This window comes from Acinetobacter sp. 1207_04 (genome assembly GCF_052850415.1).
In genome coordinates this window covers 250,858-277,512 of the sequence record NZ_VXCQ01000001.1, presented here as the reverse complement: position 1 = coordinate 277,512, position 26,655 = coordinate 250,858, and the positions used below count along the sequence as shown (strand labels likewise).

Sequence of the window (26,655 nt, the reverse complement as noted above, 5' to 3'; positions counted from 1 at the left end):
CCTGCATCACACCGTAATAAATTCTTTTGACTGACCAAATTTATCAAATCGATCAAGTAAATGATGATTCATCACATTGTATCTTGATTCAATTTTTCGTATTTTCTAACTGAACAATAATTCTTCCTAGGGAAAATATAACAATGCAATCAGGTGCAATTCGTCCTTTAACTAACATGTTGCCACGTAATTTATTTAATGCCGAACATGAAGCATTTCGTGAAACTGTACGTAAATTTTATGAAAAAGAAGTTGTTCCAAATATTGAAAAGTACGAACAACAACAACATGTAGATCGTGATTTATGGAACAAAGCTGGGGAAATGGGGCTTCTGTGTGCCACAATGCCTGAAGAATACGGTGGTTATGGTGTAGACCGTCTTTACAGTATGATTTTGATTGAAGAGCAAGCCTATGCTATGGATTCTTCGACAGGTTTTTCATTACACTCTGACATTGTTGCCAATTATGTCAACAATTTCGGTAATGAAGAACAAAAGAAAAAATGGTTACCTAAAATGGCTTCAGGTGAAACTGTTACAGCGATAGCAATGACCGAACCGGGAACAGGTTCAGATTTACAAGCGGTACGAACAACTGCTGTGCTAGATGGCGATGAATATGTTATTAATGGTTCTAAAATTTTTATTACCAATGGCTATTTATGCGACATGGCGATTGTCGTCTGTAAAACAGGCAGTACTGACAAAGGTTCAGCAAACTTATCACTACTTATTGTTGAAGCTGATCGTGTAGGTTTTAGCAAAGGTAAACCGCTTAATAAAATAGGCATGAAAGGTCAGGACACTTGTGAGTTATTTTTTGAAGATGTTCGTGTACCAAAGGAAAATTTACTCGGTATGGAAGGCATGGGCTTTATGATGCTCATGAAAGAATTAGCTTGGGAACGTATGCTTGTTGCTATTATCTGCCAAGCAGGTTCAGAAGCTGCATTTTCTCATACTGTTCAATATACAAAAGATCGTAAAGCCTTTGGTAAGCCAATTAGTGCATTCCAAAATACACGTTTTAAACTTGCTGAAATGCGTACCGAAATTGACTTCTCTCGTGCTTATTTAGACCGTTGTATGGAATTACAACTTGAAGAAAAACTCGGAATTGATGCGGCTGCGGCTGCAAAATATAAAATTTCGGAATTATTCTCAAAAGTCGTCGATGAGTGTTTACAATTACATGGCGGCTATGGCTACATGCTTGAATATCCAATTGCCCGTGCGTATATCGATAACCGTGCAAATCGTATTTATGCAGGAACCAATGAAATTATGAAAGAACTTATTTCACGTTCATTATAAAAATAAAATTATAAAAAAATAAGGAGCATATGCTCCTTATTTTTATCAACTCAATTAAATTTATACAAAGAATCAAAAAAAGGAGCTTACGCTCCTTTTATCATAATGAACAACATCAATCCATCAAGAAACCAATTTAGGCTTTTTTACAGCATCAAGCTCTCTTTTACTGAATTGTAAAACATCATCATTAAAGCTCGCATTTTTTAATTCTTTACGATCAGCAAGATAATTATTAGTCACTTTCCAAGGCGCATGTTTACCTTGTTTCGGCATCACATCTATCGCACGGGCAACATAACCTGAAGTCAAACTGCCCATCACAGTATCATCTTCCATTTCAGATGCATCACCTTTTGCAATGACTTCATCATAACCATTCTTCTCCATATGATTAAGAAGTCGGCTAATATATTGACCCGCAATATCCACCTTTAATGTCCAAGATGCATTGATATAGCCAATAATCATCGCCATATTTGGTACATCACTAACCATCACACCCTGATATAACATATGTTTAGAGGTATCCAATGGCTTCCCATCAACACTTCCTTTCACACCACCTAAAATTTGAATTTCAAGACCTGTTGCAGATACAATAATATCTGCATCTAAGTGCTTACCTGATTTAAGCTGAATGCCTGTTTCAGTAATTTTTTTAATATGGTCTGTTTCAACAGAAGCTTTACCTGAACGCAAAGTTTTAAATAAATCACCATCTGGAACAACACAAAGGCGCTGCTCCCATGGATTATAGTTAGGTGTAAAGTGTTTCATATCCACTTTACCTTTTAGCTGCAATTCAATAGATTTCAATAATAATTTACGCAAAATTTTAGGCTGTTTCTCTGCCAATGCATAAATACCACGTTGCATACCGATATTTCGTGCGCGCGTCAGTTTATATGCCACATCTTCAGGCAAAATCTTACGCATCTTGTCATAAACCATATCTACCGATGGAATCGTAGCAATATAAGTTGGAGAGCGCTGTAGCATTGTCACATGACTAGCTCCGCCTTTAGCAAGCGCAGGCACAAGTGTAATGGCTGTGGCACCACTACCAATAATCACTACTTTTTTACCTTGATAATCTAGGTTTTTAGGCCAAAATTGCGGATTAACAAATTCACCTTTAAACGACTCTTTTCCAGGAAAATCAGGCTGATAACCACGATCATGATTATAATAACCAGTACAACCAATTAAAAAATTTGCTTGCCACGTTTGAATTTTTTGATTCTCATCTTCAATTTCTACAGTCCATTTTTTGATTGAAGAATCATAATTTGCAGATAACACACGATGCTTAAAGAGAATTTTTTCTTTCAACTTATATTCATCAACAACTTCTGAAACATATCCCTTGATTGATGTTCCATCTGCTAAAACTTTCGCTTCCTGCCAAGGTTTAAAATTAAAACCGAATGTCGACATATCTGAATCTGAGCGAATACCGGGGTAGTTAAAAAGATCCCATGTTCCGCCAACATTTTCACGACGTTCAATAATCGTAAAAGAGCGGTTTGGTGAATTACGCACAAGATGTGTTGCAACACCAATACCAGAAATACCTGCACCAACAATGAGAATATCAATTTGTTTATCCATGTTCTTTTTATAACCTTTTCATGAGTACATTTTTATTAAAGCACAAATTTGACAATACACAATGTCAAGTTTGAGTTTTTATCATTTTTTTTATATCAATTCAGGACAAGTCACATATTTTGTCTAACAATCAGGCAATAAAAAAGGTCGGTAAAATACCGACCTTTTTCGAACAACCGACTGTTCTATGGCGTTAAGTAATTAGTTTACTTCACGATCCACAAGCTCTACATAAGCCATCGGCGCAGCATCACCTGCACGGAAACCAGCTTTAAGAACACGTAGATAACCGCCGTTACGTTCTTTGTAACGAGGGCCAAGAACGGTAAATAATTTACCAACAGTTGCTGCTGAACGAGTACGAGCAAACGCTAAACGGCGGTTTGCTACTGTATCGTTTTTAGCTAAAGTGATTAAAGGCTCAGCTACACGACGTAACTCTTTTGCTTTAGGCACAGTTGTTTTAATCAACTCGTGTTCAAACAAAGAATTAGCCATGTTTTGGAACATCGCTTTACGATGACTGCTTGTACGGCCTAATTTCACACCACTATTACGATGACGCATGGTGATAGTCCTACTTAATTAACGGCTACGATAAGCAAAGCGATCATCCATACGGAGGCTAGCCGGAGGCCAGTTCTCTAAACGCATGCCGAGTTGCAAAGCTTTCGATGCCAGAACATCTTTGATTTCAGTAAGCGATTTTTTACCTAAGTTAGGAGTTTTTAACAACTCAACTTCAGTACGCTGTACCAAATCACCGATGTAGTAAATATTTTCTGCTTTCAAACAGTTAGCAGAACGAACAGTTAGCTCTAGATCATCCACTGGACGAAGCAAGATCGGATCAACTTCTTCACGAGGTTCTTGAGCAACAGGAGCTTGATCTTTCTGAAGATCAACAAAAATTGCAATTTGTTGTTGCAAGATTGTTGCCGCTTTGCGGATTGCTTCTTCTGGATCAACTGTACCATTAGTTTCAAGATCAATGATAAGTTTATCAAGGTCAGTACGTTGTTCTACACGAGCATTTTCAACTGTGTAAGACACACGTTTGATCGGGCTATAAGAAGCATCTAACTGTAAACGACCTACAGGGCGAGTTTCGCCTTCAGGGAAGCGTGAGTCAGATGTTTCATAACCACGGCCTTGAGCAACTTTCAGGCGCATTTTTAATGAGCCTGAAGCACTTAAAGTACCAATCAAATGTTCAGGGTTAACCACTTCAACATTATGAGGTAAACGAAGATCGGCAGCAGTTACGTCACCAGCCCCTTGCTTTTCTAATGTTAAATATGCTTCGTTCTGATCGAACAGCTTAATCGACAATCCTTTTAGGTTCAGCAAGAGCTCGACGATGTCCTGCTGCAAGCCTTCTAAAGTACTGTACTCGTGCTCGACACCTTCTATCTCAACTTCAACCACAGCAGCGCCAGGCAAAGAAGACAATAGAATGCGACGTAAAGCATTACCTAAAGTATGGCCAAAACCACGCTCTAAAGGCTCAAGAATCACTTTTGCCGAGGTCCCGCTTGCCGCATCGACCTTGATCGCTTGCGGAGTTAGAAACTCGTTTGCAGTACGCGTCATTATTGCTACCTCAAGGATTATTTAGAATACAATTCTACAATCAAGCTTTCGTTAATTTCAGCAGGTAGATCAGAACGATCTGGTGCAGCTTTAAACGTACCTTCAAGTTTCGAATGATCGATCTCGATCCAAGAAGCCGTACCACGTTGAGTAGCTAATTCAATTGCGTTTTTAATACGTAATTGTTGTTTAGCACCTTCGTGAACTGCAATCACGTCACCCGCTTTAACTTGGATTGAAGCGATGTTAACGCGACGACCATTTAAAGTGATTGAACGGTGAGATACAAGCTGACGAGCTTCTGCACGTGTAGAACCAAAGCCCATACGATAAACTACGTTATCAAGACGGCTTTCAAGCAACTTCAACAAGTTTTCACCTGTTGCGCCTTTAACACGAGCAGCTTCTTTATAGTAGTTACTAAATTGACGCTCTAAAACACCGTACATACGACGTACTTTTTGTTTTTCACGTAATTGTAGTGAGTACTCAGATTGTTTACCACCACGAGCTCCGCCATGTTGGCCAGGAGCTTTAGCAGCTTTTTTAGTTTTGACGTCAAATGGTTTAACGCCAGATTTTAATTGCAGGTCTGTCCCTTCGCGGCGAGAGAGTTTGCATTTTGGACCAATATAACGAGCCATGAATGTTTCTCCTTACACACGACGTTTTTTAGGTGGACGACAACCGTTGTGCGGAATCGGTGTCACATCAGTAATGCTGTTAATTTTATAACCCACTGCACCTAATGCACGAACCGCAGATTCACGACCTGGACCAGGACCTTTTACAAGGACGTCCAAGTTTTTCAAACCGTAATCCAAAGCAGCTTTACCAGCAACTTCAGCAGCTACCTGAGCAGCAAACGGTGTTGATTTACGCGATCCACGGAAGCCTTGTCCACCTGAAGTAGCCCAAGCCAATGCATTACCTTGACGATCAGTAATCGTAACAATGGTGTTATTAAAAGAAGCGTGAATGTGTGCAACACCTTCAGAGACGGTACGAGTGACCTTCTTGCGTGCGCGAGTATCTTTAGCCATCTTTTAGCTTCCAGAAATCTTATTTCTTAATAGGTTTGCGCGGACCTTTACGGGTACGAGCGTTAGTTTTGGTGCGTTGTCCACGAACAGGCAAGCTGCGACGATGACGAAGACCACGGTAGCAGCCTAAATCCATTAAACGTTTAATGTTCATGGAAATTTCGCGACGTAAATCACCTTCGGTTGGAACCTTAGTAATTTCTGCACGAATCGCATCAAGCTGAGCATCATCTAATTCACGGATTTTAGTCGTAGTAGCAATACCAACAGCAGCTAAAATGTTTTTAGCTGTATGGCGACCAATACCAAAAATATACGTAAGAGAGATAACAGCATGCTTGTTATCCGGAATGTTTACACCGGCAATACGAGCCATTCAAATTCTCCAAAAAGGCAGTAGAGATAATCAACCGCCCTACAAAAATCTTGAAGGGCGGATAATAACCTAATTAGCCTACTGAAATCAACAGGTCTTAATTAAATTAACCTTGACGCTGCTTATGACGAGGTTCAGCGCTACAAATTACGCGAATAACCCCATTACGACGGATAACTTTACAGCTACCACATATTTTTTTTACAGAAGCCTGTACTTTCATGATGAAACCTCTAAGTGCGCTTATCCTTTAGGATGAGCAGTCGTTTTTTTCATTAATGATTGATTATCATATTGATGCGAAGTGAGATGAGCTTGTAGCTGAGCCATGAAGTCCATCACAACAACCACTACAATCAGTAATGATGTTCCACCCAAATGGAATGGAATACCAAATGAACTTTGCAGAATCATTGGCATCAAACATACGACTGTAATATAAATTGCACCAATAAATGTCAATCGATTAAGAATATGATCTAAGTAACGAGCAGTTTGCTCACCTGGGCGAATACCAGGTACGTAAGCTCCGCTGCGTTTCAAGTTTTCTGAAACTTCCTTAGGACTGAAAACCAGCGCCGTATAAAAATAACAGAAAAAGATAATTAACGCACCAAAGAGTACCAGATACAAAGGCTGTCCAGGCGATAAGACCAATGCTAGATCTTGAAGACCGCGTTTAATAAAACCTGCATTTGGATCAGCACTACCTAACCATTGACCTAAACTTGCAGGGAACAGCAATAACGAACTTGCGAAAATTGCTGGAATAACCCCTGCCATATTAATCTTCAATGGCAAGTGTGTCTGTTGTGCAGTGAATACACGACGACCTTGTTGTTTCTGAGCATAATTCACAGCGATACGACGCTGTGCTTTCTCAATAAATACAATTGCAGCCAAAACCGCAACTGAAAGCAAACCAAATACCGCTAATCCAATCAAGCTCGCAGACCCATTACTCACGCTAGTGAATGACTGAGTCACAATGCCTGGTAAACCAGCTACAATACCTGCAAAAATGATCATAGAGATACCATTACCAACACCACGTTCGGTAATCTGCTCTCCTAACCACATTAAGAACATTGTGCCTGCGACTAAAGAAGTCAGTGCTGGAATATAAAATGCCAATCCAGATGTCAAAGTAATCCCTTGACTAATAAGACCAGCACACATTCCCACACCCTGCACAAGTGCAAGTATCAAGGTACCATAGCGCGTATATTGATTAATCTTACGCTTACCCTGTTCGCCTTCTTTCTTTAATGCCTCCAACGAGGGAACAACTGTCGACATTAACTGCACGATAATCGATGCAGAAATATACGGCATAATTCCCAACGCTAGAATGGACATTCGTTCCAATGCCCCGCCCGAAAACATGTTAAATAAGCCAAGGAAGGTTCCTTCATTGTCTTTAAAAAACTGACTCAAAGCGACATTATCAATACCTGGCAGCGGAATATGCGCTCCTAGTCGAAAGACAACCAAAGCACCAATCAAGAACATTAATCGGCGAATAATTTCACGATATTTCACATGAAATGGCTGACCTTTCATCATGTTGACATGACCTGAAGAACTAGGAGACATAGACACTTGCGATTACTCCTCGACTTTACCGCCAGCAGCTTCTAGAGCAGCTTTAGCGCCTTTAGTCAGAGCTACACCCTGTACAGTAAATGCACGAGTGATTTCACCAGAAAGAACAATACGAGCACGCAACATATCTTTACGTACAACGTTTGCAGCTTTTAAAGTTTCAAGTGAAACAATATCACCTTCAACTTTAGTAAGTTCAGACAAGCGTACTTCAGCAGTTTTCAAAGCCAATTGGCTAGTGAAACCGAATTTAGGTAAACGACGATATAACGCAGTTTGACCACCTTCGAAACCTGGACGAGTACCACCGCTCTTACGTGAGTTTTGACCTTTGACACCACGGCCACCAGTCTTACCAACACCAGAACCGATACCACGGCCTAGACGACGGCTATCACGTTTTGCACCTTCAGCAGGTGAAAGTTCATTTAAACGCAGAGTCATGGCTTACTCCTCTACACTAACCATATAGTAGACTTGGTTGATCATACCACGGTTAGAAGGCGTATCTTGCACTTCTACAGTATGACCAATACGACGCAGACCTAAACCTTTAAGGCTAAGCTTGTGATTTTTCAAGCGATGCGCAGAAGATTTAGTCTGGGTAACTTTAATCGTTTTCATGATTGATTACCCTTGAATTTGTTCTACTGAAAGGCCACGTTTAGCAGCAACTTTCTCAGGAGAAGTCATGTCACGCAAACCATTAAAAGTAGCGTTCACAACGTTAGCTGCATTTGTAGAACCGTAGCACTTAGTCAATACATTACGTACGCCAACTGCTTCAAGTACTGCACGTACTGAACCACCAGCAATTACGCCTGTACCTTCAGATGCAGGTTGCATGTAAACACGGCTTGCACCGTGACGTGCATTGATCGGGTGCTGTACAGTACCATCAACAAGATCAACAGTGATCATGTTACGACGCGCAGCTTCAAGTGCTTTAGAAATAGCAGCTGGAACTTCACGTGCTTTACCACGACCAAAACCTACACGACCATTACCATCACCCACAACAGTTAATGCTGTGAAAGAGAAGATACGACCACCCTTAACAACTTTGGCTACACGATCAACGGCAACCAGCTTTTCAACAAGACCTTCGTTTTGTTCAACTTTAGCCATGATTAGAACTCCAAGCCGTTTTCACGAGCAGCATCAGCCAAGGCTTTGATACGACCATGATATTTAAAACCAGAACGGTCAAATGCTACTTTAGTAACACCAGCAGCTTTCGCGCGCTCTGCGATTAAAGCACCTACTTTAGTAGCAGCATCTACATTACCTGTAGAACCACTACGTAAAGATGCATCCAAAGTAGAAGCTTGCGCTAATACTTTGCCACCATCCGCAGAAATAACTTGAGCATAAATGTGACGCGGTGTGCGGTTTACACACAAACGAGTCGCACCCAATGCACGGATGTGCAAGCGTGTGCTTTTCGCACGACGCAAACGGGATTGTTTCTTTTCGTTCATAAGAACCTCGCGCCTTATTTCTTCTTAGCTTCTTTACGAAGTACAACTTCGTCAGAATAACGAACACCTTTACCTTTATACGGCTCTGGTGGACGATATCCACGGATATCTGCAGCTACTTGACCAAGCAAATGTTTGCTTGCTGATTTCAAAATGATTTCAGTTGCAGTAGGAGTTTCAGCAGTTACGCCTTCAGGAAGAGCGTAATCAATCGGGTGCGAAAAACCAAGGTTAAGATGTACAGTTGTACCTTTAACCGCAGCTTTATAACCAACACCGATAAGCTGCAACTTACGTTCGAAGCCTTCGCTAACACCTTTTACAAGGTTATTTAACACAGCGCGAGCAGTACCAGCTTGCATCCAAGAATCTTTCGATTCTGAAATTGGAGCAATTTGAAGTTTACCTTCTTCCTGTTTAAGCTCGACCAGCGCATGCAGGTTGAAAGACAACGTACCTTTGCTGCCTTTCACTTCGACCTGCCGGCCGTTCTGAGTAACTGTTACACCATTCGGTACAGTTACTGGGGCTTTAGCCACACGAGACATGAGGAATCACCTATTAAGATACAAAAGCAATAACTTCACCACCAACGCCTGCAGAACGTGCAGCGCGATCAGTCATGATGCCTTTGCTTGTAGAAACAATTGCAATACCTAAACCTTGCTTAACGCTAGGAAGGTTATCTTTACCGCGATACTGACGTAGACCTGGACGGCTTACGCGTTTCACAGTTTCAATAACTGGTTTGCCTTCATAGTATTTTAACGTAATTGTTAAAGTTGCTTTACCTTCAGCATCAGCAACTTCTACGTTAGAAATATAACCTTCTTGTTGAAGTACGCTAGCAATAGCAACTTTCAACTTAGAATTAGGCATAGAAACAGTTTGTTTTTTAGCCATTTGTGCGTTACGAACACGTGTTAGCATGTCGGCAACGGTATCTTGCATACTCATTTATAGTGCTCCTTACCAGCTTGCCTTAACAACGCCCGGTACATCACCTTGCATAACTGTTTCACGCAATTTGTTACGGCTTAAGCCAAACTTACGGAAATAGCCATGTGGACGACCAGTTAAACCACAACGGTTACGTAGACGTACTGGAGATGCATTACGTGGTAATGCTTGAAATTTCATCATCGCTTCAAAACGTTCTTCATCTGTAGCATTTACGTTTGCAATAATTGCTTTTAATTCAGCACGTTTTGCAGCGTATTTAGCAACAGTAGCTTCGCGTTTCAACTCGCGATTAATCATACCTTTCTTAGCCATATCGACCTCTTATTTGAACGGGAAGCCGAATGCACGCAATAGCGCACGGCCTTCGTCATCGGTGCGAGCAGTCGTAGTAACGGTAATATCCATACCACGAATACGATCAATCTTATCAAAATCGATTTCAGGGAACATAATCTGTTCCTTAAGACCCATTGAATAGTTACCACGACCATCGAATGATTTCGCAGAAAAACCGCGGAAGTCACGAATACGAGGAATCGCAATAGAGATCAAACGGTCTAAGAATTCGTACATACGTTCGCCGCGTAAAGTTACTTTACAACCAATCGGCCAACCATCACGGATTTTAAAACCTGCGATTGATTTACGAGCTAATGTAAGAACTGGTTTTTGACCAGCAATAGCTTGCATATCAGATAAAGCACCATCAAGGAGTTTTTTGTCAGCTGCTGCTGCGCCAACACCCATGTTGATCGTGATTTTAGTAATGCGAGGAATTTCCATCACATTCTTAACACCTAAAGTCTCTAATAATTGAGCTTTAAGTTCGTCGTTATAACGTGTTTTAAGTCTGGCCATAGCCTATTTCAACCTATTACTTCGCCGCCGCCACTGATTCACCATTTGATTTATAAACACGAGTTTTCGCGCCTTCAATCACTTGGTAACCAACACGGTCAGCCTTTTGGGTTGTAGCATTAAAAATTGCTACGTTTGAAATATGAAGCGAAGCTTCTTGTGTAACTACAGCGCCTTCAGCACCTGTTGCACGGTTCGGCTTTTGATGCTTCTTAACCAAGTTAAGGCCTTCAACCATAACGCGGTCATTTGAAACAGACAAAACAGTACCTTGTTTGCCTTTTTCTTTACCTGCGATCACAATTACTTGATCGCCTTTTCTAATCTTAGCCATGATTGCCTCTATTATAGAACTTCAGGAGCCAATGAAATGATTTTCATGAACTGTTCAGTACGAAGTTCACGAGTCACTGGTCCGAAAATACGAGTGGCAATCGGAGCCTTGTTGTTGTTCAAAATAACTGCAGCATTATCATCAAAACGGATCACAGAACCATCTGGACGACGAATACCGAATTTAGTACGAACTACAACTGCATTCATCACGTCACCTTTTTTAACACGGCCACGTGGAATTGCTTCTTTTACAGTAACTTTAATAATGTCGCCAACAGAAGCATAACGACGATGTGAACCACCTAGTACTTTAATACATTGTACGCGGCGAGCACCACTGTTGTCTGCTACGTCTAGCATACTTTCGGTTTGAATCATTGCCCTACTCCAAAACCGAGTCGCATCACCGGTCGCAATTTCGAAAGGCTCAAAGAGTACTCGAAATTGACCAATGATGCAACCAGAACGTTAATTACTCAGCAGCAGCTTCAATCACTTCAACTAAAGTCCAAGACTTAGTTTTAGACATTGGGCGGCTTTCTTTGATAGTTACAACATCACCAGTTTTAGCTGTGTTGTTCTCATCATGAGCGTGTAATTTAGTTGAACGGCGAATTGATTTGCCATACAACGGGTGTTGAACGCGGCGTTCAATAAGTACAACGATAGATTTTTCCATCTTGTCGCTTACTACTTTGCCTGTTAACGTGCGAACTGTTTGCTCACTCATTGTCCGTTCCCCTGTTTTTCGGTAAGGAGTGTCTTGATGCGTGCAATAGTTTTACGAGTAACCGCAACTTCATGCGATTTACCCAATTGACCAGTTGCTTTCGCCATGCGAAGACGGAATTGGTTAAGCTGTTGCTCATCAAGCAAAGCTGTCAATTCTTCTACCGATTTTTCACGTAGATCTTTAGTTTTCATTACATCACCGTCTTAGTAACGATAGTGGTTTTGAAAGGAAGTTTAGCTGCAGCAAGCTTAAATGCTTCTGTAGCCAATTCATCACTAACACCATCCATTTCGTACAAGATCTTACCTGGTTTGATTTGGCAAACCCAGTATTCCACAGAACCTTTACCTTTACCCATACGAACTTCTAATGGTTTTTCAGTAATTGGTTTATCAGGGAAAACACGGATAAAGATCTTACCACCACGTTTTACACGACGGCTAATTGTACGACGCGCTGCTTCAATTTGACGCGCAGTCATTTGACCACGTTCAACTGATTTAAGAGCAATAGTACCAAAAGAAATAGTGCTACCGCGATGCGCTAGACCAGTGTTACGGCCTTTTTGTACCTTACGAAATTTAGTACGTTTAGGTTGCAACATGGATTATTCTCCTTTTTCAGCAGAACGATCATTGCGACGACCACGACGCTCCTGACCTTCACCACGACCACGACCGCGTTTAGCTGGACGATCTTCTGCAGGAGCAGGGTTCATGACTTGTTTCATGCCACCTAAAATCTCACCACGGAAAATCCAAACTTTAACACCAATCGTACCGTAAGTTGTTTCAGCACGCATAGTAGCATAGTCGATGTCAGCACGAAGTGTATGCAAAGGTACACGACCCTCACGATACCACTCAGTACGAGCAATCTCAGCACCGCCTAGACGACCTGAAACTTCAACTTTGATACCTTTAGCACCAGCACGCATAGAATTCTGAACCGCACGCTTCATAGCACGACGGAACATTACACGCTTTTCTAATTGAGAAGCAATTGCTTCAGCAACTAAACGAGCATCTAGGTCTGGACGGTCGATTTCATTGATGCTTACTTGCGCAGGAATACCCATAATTTGAGTAAGTTCACGCTGTAATTTCTCAATATCTTCGCCTTTTTTACCGATAACGATACCAGGACGAGCTGTGCTAATAGTTACTTTAGCAGCGCCAGTAGGACGTTCGATAAGAATATTGCTGATCATCGCGCTTTTAAGTTTTTTAGTTAAAAACTCACGAACCTGAAGATCTTTAAGCAAATATTCAGCGTATTGTTTCGGACTCGCATACCAGTTGGCGTTATGACGTTTTACAACACCAAGGCGGATACCGATTGGATGAACCTTCTGACCCATATCAAACCCCTACCTTAACGGTAATGTGACAAGTACGCTTAGTAATACGATCTGCACGGCCTTTAGCACGCGGCATAATACGCTTAAGGCTAGTGCCTTCATCAACGTAAATCGTAGAAACTTTAAGGTCGTCTACATCTAAACTGTTATTGTGTTCAGCGTTTGCAATCGCAGATTCCAATGCTTTTTTAACTAAAACTGCAGCTTTTTTGTTGCTGAAGTTCAAGATGTTAAGCGCGTGAGCAACTGATTTGCCACGGATTAAATCTGCAACCAAACGAGTTTTTTGTGCCGAGATAGCGGCACCGCGTAATTTAGCAGTAACTTCCATCATAGCACCTTAACGTTTAGATTTCTTGTCAACACCGTGACCACGATAGGTACGAGTTGGCGCGAATTCACCGAGTTTATGACCAACCATGTGTTCAGATACAATCACTGGAACATGGTTACGGCCATTATGGACAGAAATTGTTAAACCAACAAAATCCGGGAGGATCATCGAGCGACGCGACCAAGTTTTGATCGGCTTACGGTTATTAGCCGCGATAGCCGCTTCAACCTTAGCGAACAAGTGCGCATCGACGAATGGGCCTTTTTTCAGAGAACGAGGCATTGTCAGATTCCTTTACTTGTTACTTAACGCGACGGTCGCGAATGATCATCTTAGTCGTACGCTTATTGGTACGTGTCTTGTACCCTTTAGCTTTTTGACCCCATGGGCTTACAGGTTGAATACCTTTGTTACGCCCTTCACCACCACCATGTGGATGGTCTACTGGGTTCATCGCCATACCACGAACGGTAGGACGAACGCCACGCCAGCGAGATGCACCTGCTTTACCAAGTGAACGAAGGTTGCTTTCTGAGTTAGATACTTCACCTAACACAGCGCGACATTCAACGTGTACTTTACGCATTTCGCCAGAACGTAGACGAATAATTGCGTAAGAACCGTCACGACCCAACAACTGAGCAGAAGTACCAGCAGAACGTACTAACTGTGCGCCCTTACCAATTTTAAGCTCGATGTTATGAAGTGTAGAACCGATTGGCATATTACGAAGTGGTAAGCAGTTACCTGGACGAATTGGAGCATCGTTACCAGACTGAACTTTATCACCAGCGCGCAAACCTTTAGCAGCGATGATATAACGACGCTCACCGTCAGCATAAAGCACAAGTGCAATATGTGATGTACGGTTAGGATCGTATTCAATACGCTCTACAGTTGCTGGAATGCCATCTTTATTACGTTTAAAGTCAACAAGACGGTAGTGCTGTTTATGACCACCACCTACGTGACGAGTCGTAATGTGACCGTTGTTATTACGACCACCAGTACGTTTTTTAGCTTCAACCAACGGTGCATGCGGTGCGCCTTTGTGAAGGTGGTCATGAACCACTTTCTCTACAAAGCGACGTCCCGGAGACGTTGGCTTACATTTTTGAATCGGCATAATCTTCGTCCTTATTCCGCTGCGGTTTCAGCGGTATCGCCCAAGTCAGCCATTTCAACATCTTGGCCAGCTTTCAGGGTGACGTATGCTTTTTTAACATCAGAACGACGTCCTAATGTTTTACCAAAGCGTTTTGTTTTCCCTTTAGTGATCGTCGTGTTAACTTTAACAACTTCGACACCAAATAGTTGCTCAACAGCTTTTTTGATTTCAAGTTTGTTTGCGTTAATAGCAACTTTAAAAACTTGAACACCAGCAGTTTCGCCTAAAACTTGTGCTTTTTCTGAGAATACAGGTCCTTGAAGGACTTGATAGATACGTTCGTTGTTCATCCGAGTTCTACCTCAATTTTCTTAGCAGCAGCTACAGACATAACAACTTTGTCGAACGCGATCAAACCAACAGGATCGATCCCAGCAGCATCAACCACATCAACATGTGGAATGTTACGTGCAGCTAAATATAGATTTTCATCTACAGCTTCAGTAACGATTAATGCGCGAGTAGCGTTCAAGTCGTTAAGCTTTGCAAGCAATTCTTTAGTTTTAGGAGCTTCAACAGAGAACTCTTCAACCAAAATAAGACGATCCTGACGAACTAGTTCAGCAAGGATACATTGCATTGCACCGCGGTACATTTTACGGTTAACTTTTTGAGACCAATCTTGTGGACGAGCAGCAAAAGTCTTACCACCACCAACCCAAATTGGGCTACGAATAGAACCAGCACGCGCACGGCCTGTACCTTTTTGACGGAAAGGTTTTTTACCACCGCCAGATACTTCACCACGTGATTTTTGAGCTTTAGAACCTTGACGGCCACCAGCTAAATATGCTGTTACTACTTGGTGAACAAGTGCTTCGTTAAAGTCACGACCAAACGCAACTTCAGACAACTCAACAGCTGAACCGGAAACAGTATTTAAATTCACAATATTTCCCCTCAGGCCTTGATCGTAGGACGAACGATAACGTCGCCACCGGTAGCACCAGGAACCGCGCCTTTAACAACTAGAACTGAACGTTCTGTGTCGATAGAAACGATTTCAAGACCCTGTGTAGTTACGCGTTCAGCACCTAAATGGCCAGCCATTTTTTTGCCTTTGAATACGCGACCAGGTGTCTGGTTTTGACCAGTAGAACCTAAAACACGGTGAGAAAGTGAGTTACCGTGAGTTGCATCTTGCGTACGGAAGTTCCAACGCTTAACACCACCTTGGAAACCTTTACCTTTAGATTGACCAGTTACGTCAACAATTTGACCCACTGTGAACAATTCAACGGTAAGAGAACCACCAACTTCACGACCTTCAAGATCAGCTTCTGTAGCGCGGAATTCTTGAACTAGACGACCAGCAGCAACACCAGCTTTCGCAAAGTGACCTTTCTGAGCGTTAGTTACGCGAGATTCGCGACGTTCACCAGTAGTGATTTGAATCGCTTGATAACCATCAGTTTCAAGCGTTTTGATTTGAGTGATACGGTTAGGATCAACCTCAATCACTGTTACAGGTACAGAAACACCAGCATCTGTAAAGATACGTGTCATACCGCACTTGCGACCGACTAAACCAATAGCCATGTGCATAAACCTCTAAAAAAGCGGCCTAATTAACTTAGAGCGTTAATTAACCCGAAAGCCTTAACCCAATGCGATCTGAACATCAACACCAGCTGCAAGATCCAACTTCATCAACGCATCTACAGTTTTGTCTGTAGGTTGAACGATGTCGATCAAACGCTTGTATGTGCGGATTTCATATTGGTCACGCGCATCTTTGTTTACATGCGGTGATGTCAAAACGTTAAAACGTTCGATACGTGTAGGCATAGGGATTGGACCACACACCTGTGCACCTGTACGTTTTGCTGTTTCTACGATCTCTTGAGAAGATTGATCAATTAAACGGTGATCAAAAGACTTAAGACGGATACGAATTCTCTGGTTAGACATACCAGTTAACTCCAAGCCAAATATATAAAGAATCACTCCTGACGCATCTCACCCCACTAAAAAAGGATAAGTGTCAAGAGCAGTGAAAATCACTATGGTCATGATCGATGCCATGACTGTAACGATATCTGAACGACGTTATTTGCCATTCAGCCCATCATATTGAAGGGTCACTTATTATAGCGACTGTTTAACACTTAAGCAAACGCTATTGCCATTTTTTCCCAGATTTTAGTGAATTAATTGTAAGCTATCACTTTTCTGTATAGTCATTGCCTTTAAGGCTGTAGCACATATTCAATTGCACGATTCAATAATTGATGCCCTGGAATAAATGCAGTTTTATCTGACTGCTCCAAATCTCTTAACGACTGCTGATTTTTCCCATAAAAAACATTTTGTTCTTCTTCATGTGCAACAAAAAGCTTTAAAGCTTGTGGTGTAATTTCAGGATGAAATTGAAAACCAAGTACATTGTTCCCAATTTGATACACTTGGTTATGACACACACTATTTTCCGCCAACCGAATTGCACCCTTTGGAAGGTCAAACGTTTCGCTATGCCACTGCATTACATCAACATGCTCAGGCAACTGAAAGTCACCTTCTTTACAATACAGGCTTTTAAAAACTCTAGTCCAACCAATCTCTTGAGTGTGGTGTCTGTGTACATTTGCACCCAATGCACTTGCAATGAGTTGCCCCCCCAAACATAAGCCTATAGCAGGTTTTGATGATGCTAAGTACCGTCTAAGCCAACGCTTTTCTATGCGTAACCATGGGTAATTAGCTTCATCATTCACACTCATTTCCCCTCCCATAATCATTAATAAATCAACATCTTCTATGTTGGGTAATGCTTCTATTTCCAGCTTAAAATCTTTAGGTAATGCAAAAAATTCGGTTGCACTAATTTCAGCTCCTTGTTGTTTTAGATATTCATAACAACTGCCAAAACCCTCACCTGCAATATGTTGAAAATAATGTACTTTTAACTTTTTCATCATGTTAGACCCTATTCTTGTTATTTCATTTGAGATTAAAAATATTCATTGTTCTAATGCATAGTGCAAAAACGAAGCCAATATTTTGAATGGTGATAAATTTTCACAATTTAATTCTTTGCTCCGTAAATTTAATGTGCTTTTCTTTCATAAATATTTGTTTTCTAAAATTTAGAGTTTTCTGTGAAATATAATCATCAAACAGCTTTAATTCATGCACCTCGCAAAGCACCTCAATATATTGCGACAGTTCAACCGCCTTTATTTCGTGCATCGACCATTATTTTTAAAAATACCGATGCACTGTTTAATCGCCATTGGACGGATGCTTATGACTATAGTTATGGTACACATGGCACACCCACTACTTTTACTTTAGGCGATCATATTGCTCAAATAGAAGGCGGAAAATATTGCCTGCTTGCACCAAGTGGTTTGTCTGCCATCAACCTCGTCAATTCTTGCTTTTTAGCGCATGGTGATGAAGTGTGGGTCTCAGATAACATTTATGGCCCCAATATGGAGCATTTGCGCTATCTTGAAATGCGCTATGGTATTACTGTCGAAGTCTATAACCCGATAGATATTGAATCATTTCAACCTACAGAAAAGGCGAAATTAATTTGGTTAGAAGCGGCTGGCTCAGTGACTTTAGAGTTTCCCGATTTAATCAATTTGGTTCAAAAAGCCAAAGTGCACAATATTCTGACTGCTCTCGATAATACTTGGGGGGCAGGACTTGCCTTTAATGCTTTCGACTTTTCAAGCGAACATTTAAGTATAGATGTAACTGTGCATGCACTGACTAAATACCCAAGTGGTGGTGGTGATATTTTGATGGGTTCAGTGGTGACACGGGATGAAAAATTGCATCATCAATTATTCCGTATGCACGCCATTCAAGGCATCGCGATTTCAGGTGATGATGCAGCACAAGTTCAGCGTAGTCTTTCATCAATGCAACTACGTTATGAGCATCAATCTGCTTCAGCGATTACGCTGTTAGAATGGCTTAAAACTCAACCTGAGTTTGCACAAGTCCTCCACCCTGCCGACACAGACAATATTAGTCATCGTTTTTGGAAAGACACTTGCCAAACAGCGCAAAGTGCAGGGTTAGTCAGTGTTATTTTTAAACCTGAATATGATATGAGTGCCATTCGCTCATTTTGTGATAATTTATCATTATTCAAACTTGGCTTTAGCTGGGGTGGTCCAGTCAGCTTAGTGATGCTTTATAACCTCAAAGATATGCGTCATTTGGATACTCCACATTTAAAACAAGGTTTATTGGTGCGTTTTTGTATTGGTCTTGAACATCCACAAGACTTAATTCAAGATATCACCACAGCACTACATCATATGAAAACAAAATAAGCAGCGACATCAACGGAATAATCACAATAGGAACCGTACATGAGCACACCAATCGTAATTGCAAAAAAAACGTCAGATACTACACAAGATATTGTTTTACATTCACAGTTTGCTAACCGCCACGGTTTGATCGCAGGAGCAACAGGAACTGGAAAAACCGTAACATTAAAGGTACTTGCCGAAAGTTTTTCTCGTATAGGTGTGCCTGTATTTTTGGCAGATGCTAAAGGTGATGTTTCAAGTATTGCCAAAGCAGGCAGTAGCAATGCTAAGTTTGATGAGCGTATTAAAAGTTTAGGTATAAATGCTGTCCCATTCGCGGCATCTCCAACCACTTTTTGGGATTTATTTGGTGAACAAGGGCATCCTATCCGAACCACTATTTCTGAAATTGGTCCTTTGCTTTTAGCACAAATGCTCAATCTAAATGAAACACAAGAAGGTGTACTTTCTGCGGTGTTTCGTATTGCAGATGACCAAGGTTTACTACTAATTGATTTTAAAGATTTAAAATCAATGCTGACTCATGTCAGTGAACATGCAGCCGAATTAAAAGCTGAATATGGCAATTTATCTCCTGCGAGCTTAGGTGCAATTCAACGTAATTTGCTCGCATTGGGTGATCAAGGTGCAGATCGCTTTTTTGGTGAACCTAGCCTCGATATTATGGATTTTATTCAAACCGATCCTAATGGTCATGGTTACATTAACTTATTGGCTGCCGACAAGCTCATGAATACCCCGAAACTCTATGCAACATTTTTATTATGGATGCTGTCTGAGTTATTTGAAAAATTACCTGAAGTCGGTGATATGGATAAACCTAAATTGGTATTCTTCTTCGATGAAGCCCATTTACTGTTTGACAATGCAAGTCCTGCGTTACAAGAGAAAATTCAACAAGTTGTACGCCTCATTCGTTCTAAAGGCGTAGGTATTTATTTTGTTACACAAAGCCCTTTAGACATTCCTGAGAATGTTCTTGGACAATTAGGTAACCGTGTGCAACATGCTCTCCGTGCTTTTACTCCAAAAGATCAAAAAGCCGTAAAAACAGCTGCGGATACGTTTCGTGCCAACCCAACCTTCAAAGTCGATGAAGCCATTACTGAACTTGCAGTAGGTGAAGCCCTTATTAGCTGTCTAGATGAGCAAGGGACACCGCAAATTGTAGAGCGCGGCATGGTTATGCCTCCCTACTCTGCATTTAATCCCATTACCCTAGATGAGCGTAAAGCACTCATGGCTCAAAGTATTGTTGCTGGTGTTTACGATCAAATTGTTGATCGTGATAGCGCTTTTGAAATGTTACAACGTAAAGTCAGTGAAAATGAGCAACAGCTTGTTGCATTGCAAGTGGCAACTGAACAAGCCAAACAACTTGAGCAAATGCAAAAAGAACAAGCCAAGTTTCAAGCCAATATGGAAAAACAACAAAATAAAGATCAAGAACGCCTAGAAAAACTTCAAGCTAAAGAGGAAGAGAAAGCCGCTGCAGCACGCGCAAAAATAACACAAGATGTACTTGGTACTTTTGCAAAAAGTGCAGCACGTAGCTTAGGTGGTAGTACTGGGCAAAAACTAGTTCGTGGTCTATTAGGTTCATTGTTTGGTGGGCGCTGACCTTTTTTTATTTCACCAATAAACACTTCATTTTAAAAAGCTTAAATTAAGGATAAACATTATCCTTAATTTTTTTATGCCTTTTTTTACAACAAAGTTATTGTACATTTAAATATAAAGATGTATTTTAAATACATCTTTTAAATAGCCAGACAACAAGAGGTCCAGCAAATGACTCCTGAACATATTGAACTTGTAAAATCAACTGTTCCTGTATTACGTGAAAATGGTGTTGCTTTAACAAGCTACTTTTACAACCGCATGTTAAACAACCATCCTGAGTTAAAAAATATCTTTAACTTAGATAGCCAAAATTCTGGTCGCCAACCAAGAGCTTTAGCTGCTGCGGTTTTGGCGTATGCGGAACATATCGAAAATCCATCTGTTTTAGCCAAAGCAATTGAACACATCACCACAAAACATGTCAGCTTAGATATTCAACCTGATCAATACGCAATTGTGGGTGAGAACCTTTTAAACTCAATCAGTGAAGTTCTCAATGTACCGATGGATTCTGAACTGATTGCCGCATGGAAAGTTGCATATTTACAATTGGCAGATATTTTAATTGGTGTTGAAAAACAAAAATATGAACGCTTAGCGACACAAAATGGTGGATGGGCAGGATGGCGCGACTTCACTATTAGTGACATTATAGCGACTGAACATGGGAAGCGCTTTACGGTTAAAGCAAGTGATGGTTTAACTATTATAGCTGCACCTGCTGGTCAATTTATTTCGGTAAAAGTTAAAGTACCTGGACAAGAACTACAGCAACCCCATCAATTCATCTTACTTTCAGGTGATGAACAACAGTACCAATTTGAAGTAAAAGCAACCGACAATCCAACCGAGTACTCGGTTTCAGATATTTTACTGAATCAATATAAAGTCGGCGATCAAGTTCAACTCACCGCTCCACAGGCAAAATAAGACTTTTCTATCTGCATTTAAATAGCCATAAATCTTAAATTTCAACTGAAAGCTCCCGAAAAGGGAGCTTTCAGGCTAAAATAATACAAACTACTAAGTCGCATCGATAAGATCACGCCAAAATGCAACTCAATAAATTCACTGATTATGCTTTACGCATACTCATGTATATTTCACGCTCTAGAGATACGCCTTATACCATTGCAGAAATTGCAGCAGATTTGCACGTCTCTCAAAATCATTTGACAAAAATTGTGCATTTTATGGCAAAGCAACATTGGATTATTACCACACGAGGTAAAGGCGGCGGCATTCAACTCAATCCAACAACTTTAAATGCCCAACTTGGCAATGTTGTTCAAGTCCTACAAGGCTATGCGCCTATTGTAGAATGCAATAATCCACCTTGTGTTTTTCGTACAAACTGTGGTTTAAAAGGTATTCTTGATCATGCCATACAACAGTTTTATCTTAGCTTAAACCAATACACCCTATCTGATGTTCTCAATACATCACCTCAAGGCTCAACAAATCAAGCTCCTTTGATTTCACTGCTTAATCTGTAACATTTTTCATCATGATAAATTGGCTTGTTGATCTGCAAAATTCGCCTGAATCACCGACTTCCTTTATAATGCATCTTATTCCGTTATTTTCGAAGTTGGATTATGCATCGCCACAGTGGTAAATCAAGAAACGCCAAAATTGCTCAAGCACCTAAGCAAAAAATTAGTTATGAACGCAAAGTGGACTCTGTGGTTGAAGAGTATGCAAATTCGTCTTTAAACTGGTTACGCAGAGCTGAGTTTCTGATGAGTGCACCAAAACTGAATTTATGCGTAGAAGATACGGGATATGAAGTTGCTTTTGCAGGTCGCTCAAATGCAGGTAAGTCAAGTGCAATCAATGCATTGACTAATCAAAAACAACTAGCACGAGCATCAAAGCGTCCTGGTCGTACCCAAATGATTAACTTTTTCAGCTTGGGGAATCCTGATCAACGTCTTGTCGATTTACCTGGCTATGGCTATGCTGCCGTACCTGAATCGATGAAAATTGTTTGGCAAAAAGAACTTGAAAACTACCTGATTCATCGTCAAAGTTTACAAGGTTTAGTGTTATTGATGGATATTCGCCATCCTCTACAACACTTCGATGTCATGATGTTAGAGTGGGCGTATTCTCGTCAACTTTTTGTTCATGTTCTATTGACTAAATCAGATAAATTGAACCGTGGCCCAGCTAGTCAAGTGCTCATTGATGTACAACAAAAACTGCGTAAAATGAAGCTCAATTTCTCCATTCAGTTGTTCTCATCAATGAATAAACAAGGACTTGAAGAACTTGCAAGTGTTATGGCAGGACGTTTAAATTACACATTGGAACAAAATACAGTGTTTGATTTAGATGCTATTCCTGAAGCTTCGGAAGATGATCTTTTAGATGATGAACAAGATATGGATCAAGATGATGATTTAGGCGATGAACAGCCAAATTTAAACTAAAACCTTCTTTTTTATAGATTGTCCAACAAAAATCATCACCAATTGATATTTGATTGTCCCAAATTGCTAAATACAATTTGGGACTTTTTTTTATACTCAGTACATGTAAGCATTGTTGATGATTACAACAAATAAAATCATAAACAATTAGAATCAGGGACTCTGCTATGAAATTACTCTCACGCATCAAAAACAGTAAAATTGGTTCTTCCATCCAATACTCAATCAAACCGCGTAAAGTCAAATTTGAATGGAAAGATACACCGATTGATTGGATTCCAAATCAACCTTTCATTAGCTATTTTATTAATGAAATTAATATGATTTTACCTGCTGGTGAATTTTGGTTTTGTCGTTTATACAACAAAGTTTTACCACAAATTACCGATGAAAAACTTAAAGAAGATGTTCGTGCATTCATCCGCCAAGAAGCTATGCATGCTCAAGCACACAACTCAGCAAATAAAGAATATCTCACTATTCGTAACATTGATGTTGATCGTAATCTAAAATTGATGGATTTGTTATTTACTAAAGTTCTAGCTGACAAACCCCTCACCTTTATTCCCGTACCTGGCCCACTTGAGCATCAATGGGATTTATTCCGATTAGGCATTATTGCCACTGTAGAGCACATGACTTGTGTACTCGGAAAATACGTTCTGTACAACAAAAAGTGGGAAGAGCTCGGTGCAGATGCCAATATGCTTGATTTGGTCAAATGGCACGGTGCAGAAGAAATTGAACATCGTACTGTCGCATTTGATCTTTATCGCCATTTGGGCGGTGGTTATATTTCTCGTTACTATCAGAGCTTACTTGTAATTGCTGCTGTTATAGGGCTATGGGTTGATGGTGCAGCACATATTATGAGACAAGACCCACGTTTCGCAGACAAAAAACCTGCGCTTTATAAACCATGGATTTGGCGTGAATGGGTTCGTATTGCGCAAACAGATAACCGTCTTATGCCACATCCGCTTTGGTTGGTTTCACAGCAACTTGGTTATTTGATGCCTTGGTATGATCCAGTACATGAAGCAAAAACTGAAGATGCAATTGCCTATTTAGATAAATCACCTGCTGCAAAACGTGCATTACTGAAAGTTGCATAATACAAATTACAGAAAATTTTAAAATAAAAAACCTGCTTTATCAGGTTTTTTATTTTCTCTAAACACTTCTAAATTAATTATTTACGACATTTCTCGTATGGCGATCAACCACCACACTAATCATCATATCACCTTGAACATTGACTACAGTACGTACAGTATCAAGTAAACGATCTATAGGAAGTAGAATTGCAATTGCTTCGGCAGGTAATCCAACAGACTGTAAAACCATAATCATCGTCACCATGCCTGCACTTGGAATTCCTGGTGCACCAAGCGATGCAATCATTGCCGTCAAACAAACAATCAATTGTTGTCCTATACTTAAATCAAGTCCCATCAAGTTTGCAATAAACAAAGCAGCGGCAGCTTCATAGAGTGCCGTGCCATCCATGTTTAATTGTGTACCAAGCGGGATCACAAAACCTGCAACTTGCGGACGAACGCCTAAATTTTCTTGTGCACATTTCATCGACAATGGCATGGTTGCAGAACTCGAGCTTGTTGCAAATGCAGTGATCAGTGCTGTGCGTGTTCCCTTAAAAAAGGTGATCGGACTCATCTTGCCAAAAATCCACAGCAGTAATGGCAGTACAACTGCTCCATGAAAAATAGTTGTACCCGTTACAACAGCAGCAAACTCCGCTAAACGACTCAATATTGAAATATCTTCTGTCGATACCAATTTTGCAAGGAGCGCAAAAATACCAATGGGTGCAAGTTTCATGACCCAACCAACTAGCATCATCATCACTTCAAAAAATTGCGTGCTAAGCTTTTTGATTGAATTAAATCGTTCACCGCCTTTCACCAAAGCCACACCAAGCATCAATGCGAAAACGACAACAGCAAGCACATTACCATCCGAAAATGCCTTGAACGGATTAATTAAGGTATTTTGAATAAAGTTGGTAAAGAATGCAGATGGCGTCAGTGTATCTGGTGTTTGATGTTCATTCATTGCATCCTGAAACATAGCAATATCAACGCCCTGTCCGACACCAAATAAATGCGCTGCACCAATACCGAGTATCAATGCCAATGTCGTGGTCGTCACACAGCAGAGCAATGTAATTTTCCATGTCCGACTCAACTGCCCGCCCGACTGTAAATTAGATACCCCAACCACAATGGAGCTAAAAATAAGTGGAACCAAAAGCATTTTTAACAGACCAATAAAAATGCTACTCAAAATACTCAAACCATAAATACTATGGTCAAAAAAAGCGGTCTGAGGAAATTGATTGAGTAAAAATCCAAATGCGACGCCCAATATGGCTGCAATCAGAATCTGAGTATTCAGGTTCATCGTCATTATGCTTTCTTATAAATTCAAATTGAAATATGCCATTGAAACATTGAATAATCGAGAATTTTTTTGTGAAAAGCACATAATCAACTCTTCTATTGAACAATAAAAAGCCCTGAATTATTCAAGGCTTTTATCATGTTACATGTCTTTTATAGCTATTTTAAATCATATTATTGCGTTTCAATTTCACGTAAACGCATTAGGCCTTCTTGTGTTGTACTACAAACCAACTGACCATTTTGCCACATACGCCCAAAGTTCAAACCACGTGAATTGGCACTCACCGTTGCATCCATGTCATACAGCATCCATTCATCGGCACGGACAGGTCTATGAAAATAGATGGCATGATCAATGCTCGCACATTGCAAACTTGGCGATAAATAATTCACGCCATGTGGGCGTAAAGCCGTCATCATTAAAGTGTAGTCTGAATAGAAAGCAACAATTGCTTGATGCAAGGAAATATCATCAACAACATCTGTAGGCAAGTCTTGATGCGTCCGTAAATAATGCGCATACGACGGTGCTTCAGGCTGTGGCTGAAATGGATTACTTGCATTTACCTGACGAATTTCAACCTGACGTGGACGCATAAATGCGGTACGAATATTTTCAGGAACGAAGCTCACCAAATTTTCTTTGAGCTCTTGTTCAGGCTTTAATGTTTCAGGCGCAGGATATTCTGGCTGCTCAATTTGATACTCCAAGCCCTCTTCATAATTTGCAAAAGACACCATTGCTGTGAAAATGATACGACCGTGCTGAATAGCTTTCACTTGGCGACTTAAGAAACTTTTCCCATCACGCAAATTTTCAACTTCATAAATAATGGGTGCGTTAATATCTCCCCCATATAAGAAGTAAGCATGTAATGAATTTACAGGACGATCTGCTGTATAAGAAGCCGCACGTAAAGCCTGCCCAAGGACTTGTCCACCAAATACACGCTTGCCTACAAGGTTACGGCTTTGTCCACGAAAAATATTCGCTTCAAGCCTTTCTAAGCTTAGTAGTTCAACCAATTCTTGGGTTAGATTATTCATATACAATCCGTACGATAAGAGATAAGACTCTAAAATAGATTCCGTATTT

Annotated in this window: 38 protein-coding genes and 1 pseudogene; 7 read left to right on the top strand and 32 right to left on the bottom strand. The window is 40.6% G+C overall.

Going from position 1 to position 26,655, the window contains the following annotated elements:
• The first annotated feature begins 143 nt into the window (after positions 1-143).
• Complete coding sequence (locus FW754_RS01270; RefSeq protein ID WP_446323624.1) at positions 144-1,316, top strand: acyl-CoA dehydrogenase family protein; 1,173 nt, start codon at positions 144-146, stop codon at positions 1,314-1,316.
• Positions 1,317-1,439: 123 nt separating this feature from the next.
• Here the strand turns inward: FW754_RS01270 and FW754_RS01265 are convergent, their stop codons facing one another.
• The 30 genes and pseudogenes from FW754_RS01265 to FW754_RS01120 form a co-directional block, all read right to left on the bottom strand.
• Entirely contained in the window at positions 1,440-2,930 is a 1,491-nt protein-coding gene (locus FW754_RS01265; protein ID WP_446323623.1) for a flavin-containing monooxygenase, read from the bottom strand.
• Positions 2,931-3,131: 201 nt separating this feature from the next.
• A complete protein-coding gene (gene rplQ / locus FW754_RS01260) occupies positions 3,132-3,497 on the bottom strand; it encodes a 50S ribosomal protein L17 (protein WP_004281488.1) in 366 nt (121 codons plus the stop codon).
• A gap of 18 nt (positions 3,498-3,515) precedes the next feature.
• The gene (locus tag FW754_RS01255) at positions 3,516-4,523 is read right to left on the bottom strand and encodes a DNA-directed RNA polymerase subunit alpha (RefSeq protein ID WP_409509996.1); all 1,008 of its coding nucleotides are present in this window, start codon (positions 4,521-4,523) and stop codon (positions 3,516-3,518) included.
• A gap of 17 nt (positions 4,524-4,540) precedes the next feature.
• Complete coding sequence (rpsD, locus tag FW754_RS01250; protein WP_409509995.1) at positions 4,541-5,167, bottom strand: 30S ribosomal protein S4; 627 nt, start codon at positions 5,165-5,167, stop codon at positions 4,541-4,543.
• A 12-nt stretch (positions 5,168-5,179) separates the two neighbouring features.
• Entirely contained in the window at positions 5,180-5,566 is a 387-nt protein-coding gene (gene rpsK, locus FW754_RS01245) for a 30S ribosomal protein S11 (RefSeq protein WP_004281491.1), read from the bottom strand.
• 19 nt (positions 5,567-5,585) lie between these two features.
• Positions 5,586-5,942 (bottom strand): 30S ribosomal protein S13, encoded by a 357-nt coding sequence (rpsM, locus tag FW754_RS01240; protein WP_004650467.1) that lies wholly within the window; start codon positions 5,940-5,942, stop codon positions 5,586-5,588.
• A 106-nt stretch (positions 5,943-6,048) separates the two neighbouring features.
• Positions 6,049-6,165 carry a 50S ribosomal protein L36 gene (gene rpmJ / locus FW754_RS01235; RefSeq protein ID WP_000867907.1) on the bottom strand — a complete coding sequence of 39 codons (117 nt, stop codon included), beginning with the start codon at positions 6,163-6,165 and terminating at the stop codon, positions 6,049-6,051.
• Positions 6,166-6,185: 20 nt separating this feature from the next.
• Positions 6,186-7,505: a preprotein translocase subunit SecY gene (secY, locus tag FW754_RS01230; protein ID WP_409510017.1), complete on the bottom strand. Its 1,320-nt coding sequence runs from the start codon at positions 7,503-7,505 to the stop codon at positions 6,186-6,188.
• Positions 7,506-7,550: 45 nt separating this feature from the next.
• Positions 7,551-7,991 carry a 50S ribosomal protein L15 gene (rplO, locus tag FW754_RS01225; protein WP_409509994.1) on the bottom strand — a complete coding sequence of 147 codons (441 nt, stop codon included), beginning with the start codon at positions 7,989-7,991 and terminating at the stop codon, positions 7,551-7,553.
• A gap of 3 nt (positions 7,992-7,994) precedes the next feature.
• Entirely contained in the window at positions 7,995-8,171 is a 177-nt protein-coding gene (gene rpmD, locus FW754_RS01220; RefSeq protein WP_067762901.1) for a 50S ribosomal protein L30, read from the bottom strand.
• A gap of 6 nt (positions 8,172-8,177) precedes the next feature.
• Positions 8,178-8,675 (bottom strand): 30S ribosomal protein S5, encoded by a 498-nt coding sequence (gene rpsE / locus FW754_RS01215; protein ID WP_409509993.1) that lies wholly within the window; start codon positions 8,673-8,675, stop codon positions 8,178-8,180.
• Positions 8,676-8,677: 2 nt separating this feature from the next.
• Positions 8,678-9,028, bottom strand: coding sequence for a 50S ribosomal protein L18 (rplR, locus tag FW754_RS01210; protein ID WP_004869518.1), 351 nt, complete (start codon positions 9,026-9,028; stop codon positions 8,678-8,680).
• 14 nt (positions 9,029-9,042) lie between these two features.
• Complete coding sequence (gene rplF, locus FW754_RS01205) at positions 9,043-9,576, bottom strand: 50S ribosomal protein L6 (protein WP_409509992.1); 534 nt, start codon at positions 9,574-9,576, stop codon at positions 9,043-9,045.
• Between the two features lie 13 nt (positions 9,577-9,589).
• Positions 9,590-9,985, bottom strand: coding sequence for a 30S ribosomal protein S8 (rpsH, locus tag FW754_RS01200; protein ID WP_409509991.1), 396 nt, complete (start codon positions 9,983-9,985; stop codon positions 9,590-9,592).
• 12 nt (positions 9,986-9,997) lie between these two features.
• On the bottom strand, positions 9,998-10,303 hold the full coding sequence (rpsN, locus tag FW754_RS01195) for a 30S ribosomal protein S14 (RefSeq protein WP_166322118.1): 306 nt from the start codon (positions 10,301-10,303) through the stop codon (positions 9,998-10,000).
• A gap of 9 nt (positions 10,304-10,312) precedes the next feature.
• The gene (gene rplE, locus FW754_RS01190) at positions 10,313-10,849 is read right to left on the bottom strand and encodes a 50S ribosomal protein L5 (RefSeq protein ID WP_409509990.1); all 537 of its coding nucleotides are present in this window, start codon (positions 10,847-10,849) and stop codon (positions 10,313-10,315) included.
• A 16-nt stretch (positions 10,850-10,865) separates the two neighbouring features.
• Positions 10,866-11,183, bottom strand: a complete 318-nt coding sequence (rplX, locus tag FW754_RS01185) for a 50S ribosomal protein L24 (protein ID WP_409509989.1) — start codon at positions 11,181-11,183, stop codon at positions 10,866-10,868.
• A gap of 11 nt (positions 11,184-11,194) precedes the next feature.
• A complete protein-coding gene (gene rplN, locus FW754_RS01180; RefSeq protein ID WP_004725701.1) occupies positions 11,195-11,563 on the bottom strand; it encodes a 50S ribosomal protein L14 in 369 nt (122 codons plus the stop codon).
• Between the two features lie 94 nt (positions 11,564-11,657).
• Positions 11,658-11,915 carry a 30S ribosomal protein S17 gene (rpsQ, locus tag FW754_RS01175; RefSeq protein ID WP_409509988.1) on the bottom strand — a complete coding sequence of 86 codons (258 nt, stop codon included), beginning with the start codon at positions 11,913-11,915 and terminating at the stop codon, positions 11,658-11,660.
• Entirely contained in the window at positions 11,912-12,109 is a 198-nt protein-coding gene (gene rpmC, locus FW754_RS01170) for a 50S ribosomal protein L29 (protein WP_409509987.1), read from the bottom strand. Before rpmC ends, rpsQ begins: the two co-directional genes overlap by 4 nt.
• Entirely contained in the window at positions 12,109-12,522 is a 414-nt protein-coding gene (gene rplP, locus FW754_RS01165) for a 50S ribosomal protein L16 (RefSeq protein ID WP_409509986.1), read from the bottom strand. The genes rpmC and rplP overlap by 1 nt, the downstream gene beginning before the upstream one ends.
• Positions 12,462-13,278, bottom strand: a pseudogene (gene rpsC, locus FW754_RS01160) (30S ribosomal protein S3). Before rpsC ends, rplP begins: the two are co-directional and overlap by 61 nt.
• Position 13,279: 1 nt before the next feature.
• Complete coding sequence (gene rplV, locus FW754_RS01155; protein WP_086179951.1) at positions 13,280-13,609, bottom strand: 50S ribosomal protein L22; 330 nt, start codon at positions 13,607-13,609, stop codon at positions 13,280-13,282.
• A gap of 9 nt (positions 13,610-13,618) precedes the next feature.
• Entirely contained in the window at positions 13,619-13,894 is a 276-nt protein-coding gene (gene rpsS, locus FW754_RS01150; RefSeq protein WP_004281508.1) for a 30S ribosomal protein S19, read from the bottom strand.
• A gap of 19 nt (positions 13,895-13,913) precedes the next feature.
• The gene (gene rplB, locus FW754_RS01145; RefSeq protein WP_409509985.1) at positions 13,914-14,738 is read right to left on the bottom strand and encodes a 50S ribosomal protein L2; all 825 of its coding nucleotides are present in this window, start codon (positions 14,736-14,738) and stop codon (positions 13,914-13,916) included.
• 11 nt (positions 14,739-14,749) lie between these two features.
• Positions 14,750-15,070 (bottom strand): 50S ribosomal protein L23, encoded by a 321-nt coding sequence (gene rplW / locus FW754_RS01140; RefSeq protein WP_409509984.1) that lies wholly within the window; start codon positions 15,068-15,070, stop codon positions 14,750-14,752.
• Positions 15,067-15,669: a 50S ribosomal protein L4 gene (rplD, locus tag FW754_RS01135; protein ID WP_409509983.1), complete on the bottom strand. Its 603-nt coding sequence runs from the start codon at positions 15,667-15,669 to the stop codon at positions 15,067-15,069. The genes rplW and rplD overlap by 4 nt, the downstream gene beginning before the upstream one ends.
• 11 nt (positions 15,670-15,680) lie before the next feature.
• Positions 15,681-16,319: a 50S ribosomal protein L3 gene (gene rplC, locus FW754_RS01130; RefSeq protein WP_409509982.1), complete on the bottom strand. Its 639-nt coding sequence runs from the start codon at positions 16,317-16,319 to the stop codon at positions 15,681-15,683.
• 60 nt (positions 16,320-16,379) lie between these two features.
• Entirely contained in the window at positions 16,380-16,691 is a 312-nt protein-coding gene (rpsJ, locus tag FW754_RS01125) for a 30S ribosomal protein S10 (protein WP_004725677.1), read from the bottom strand.
• A gap of 278 nt (positions 16,692-16,969) precedes the next feature.
• A complete protein-coding gene (locus FW754_RS01120; RefSeq protein ID WP_409509981.1) occupies positions 16,970-17,698 on the bottom strand; it encodes a type 1 glutamine amidotransferase in 729 nt (242 codons plus the stop codon).
• Positions 17,699-17,878: 180 nt separating this feature from the next.
• Here FW754_RS01120 and FW754_RS01115 point away from each other — a divergent pair, with 180 nt between their 5' ends.
• The 6 genes from FW754_RS01115 (at position 17,879) to FW754_RS01090 (ending at position 24,248) form a co-directional block, all read left to right on the top strand.
• Complete coding sequence (locus FW754_RS01115) at positions 17,879-19,072, top strand: PLP-dependent transferase (protein WP_446323622.1); 1,194 nt, start codon at positions 17,879-17,881, stop codon at positions 19,070-19,072.
• A 39-nt stretch (positions 19,073-19,111) separates the two neighbouring features.
• The gene (locus FW754_RS01110) at positions 19,112-20,695 is read left to right on the top strand and encodes a helicase HerA-like domain-containing protein (protein WP_446323621.1); all 1,584 of its coding nucleotides are present in this window, start codon (positions 19,112-19,114) and stop codon (positions 20,693-20,695) included.
• Positions 20,696-20,866: 171 nt separating this feature from the next.
• Positions 20,867-21,628: a globin domain-containing protein gene (locus FW754_RS01105; protein ID WP_446323620.1), complete on the top strand. Its 762-nt coding sequence runs from the start codon at positions 20,867-20,869 to the stop codon at positions 21,626-21,628.
• Between the two features lie 122 nt (positions 21,629-21,750).
• Positions 21,751-22,194, top strand: a complete 444-nt coding sequence (locus FW754_RS01100; RefSeq protein ID WP_409509977.1) for an RrF2 family transcriptional regulator — start codon at positions 21,751-21,753, stop codon at positions 22,192-22,194.
• 102 nt (positions 22,195-22,296) lie between these two features.
• Complete coding sequence (gene yihA / locus FW754_RS01095; protein WP_446323619.1) at positions 22,297-23,133, top strand: ribosome biogenesis GTP-binding protein YihA/YsxC; 837 nt, start codon at positions 22,297-22,299, stop codon at positions 23,131-23,133.
• 167 nt (positions 23,134-23,300) lie between these two features.
• Complete coding sequence (locus tag FW754_RS01090; protein ID WP_419345868.1) at positions 23,301-24,248, top strand: metal-dependent hydrolase; 948 nt, start codon at positions 23,301-23,303, stop codon at positions 24,246-24,248.
• Positions 24,249-24,321: 73 nt separating this feature from the next.
• On the opposite strand, the gene FW754_RS01085 is transcribed toward FW754_RS01090, so the two are convergent.
• Complete coding sequence (locus FW754_RS01085) at positions 24,322-25,557, bottom strand: dicarboxylate/amino acid:cation symporter (protein WP_409510016.1); 1,236 nt, start codon at positions 25,555-25,557, stop codon at positions 24,322-24,324.
• 173 nt (positions 25,558-25,730) lie between these two features.
• Positions 25,731-26,606, bottom strand: coding sequence for an acyl-CoA thioesterase (locus tag FW754_RS01080; RefSeq protein WP_409509974.1), 876 nt, complete (start codon positions 26,604-26,606; stop codon positions 25,731-25,733).
• Positions 26,607-26,655 lie beyond the last annotated feature (49 nt).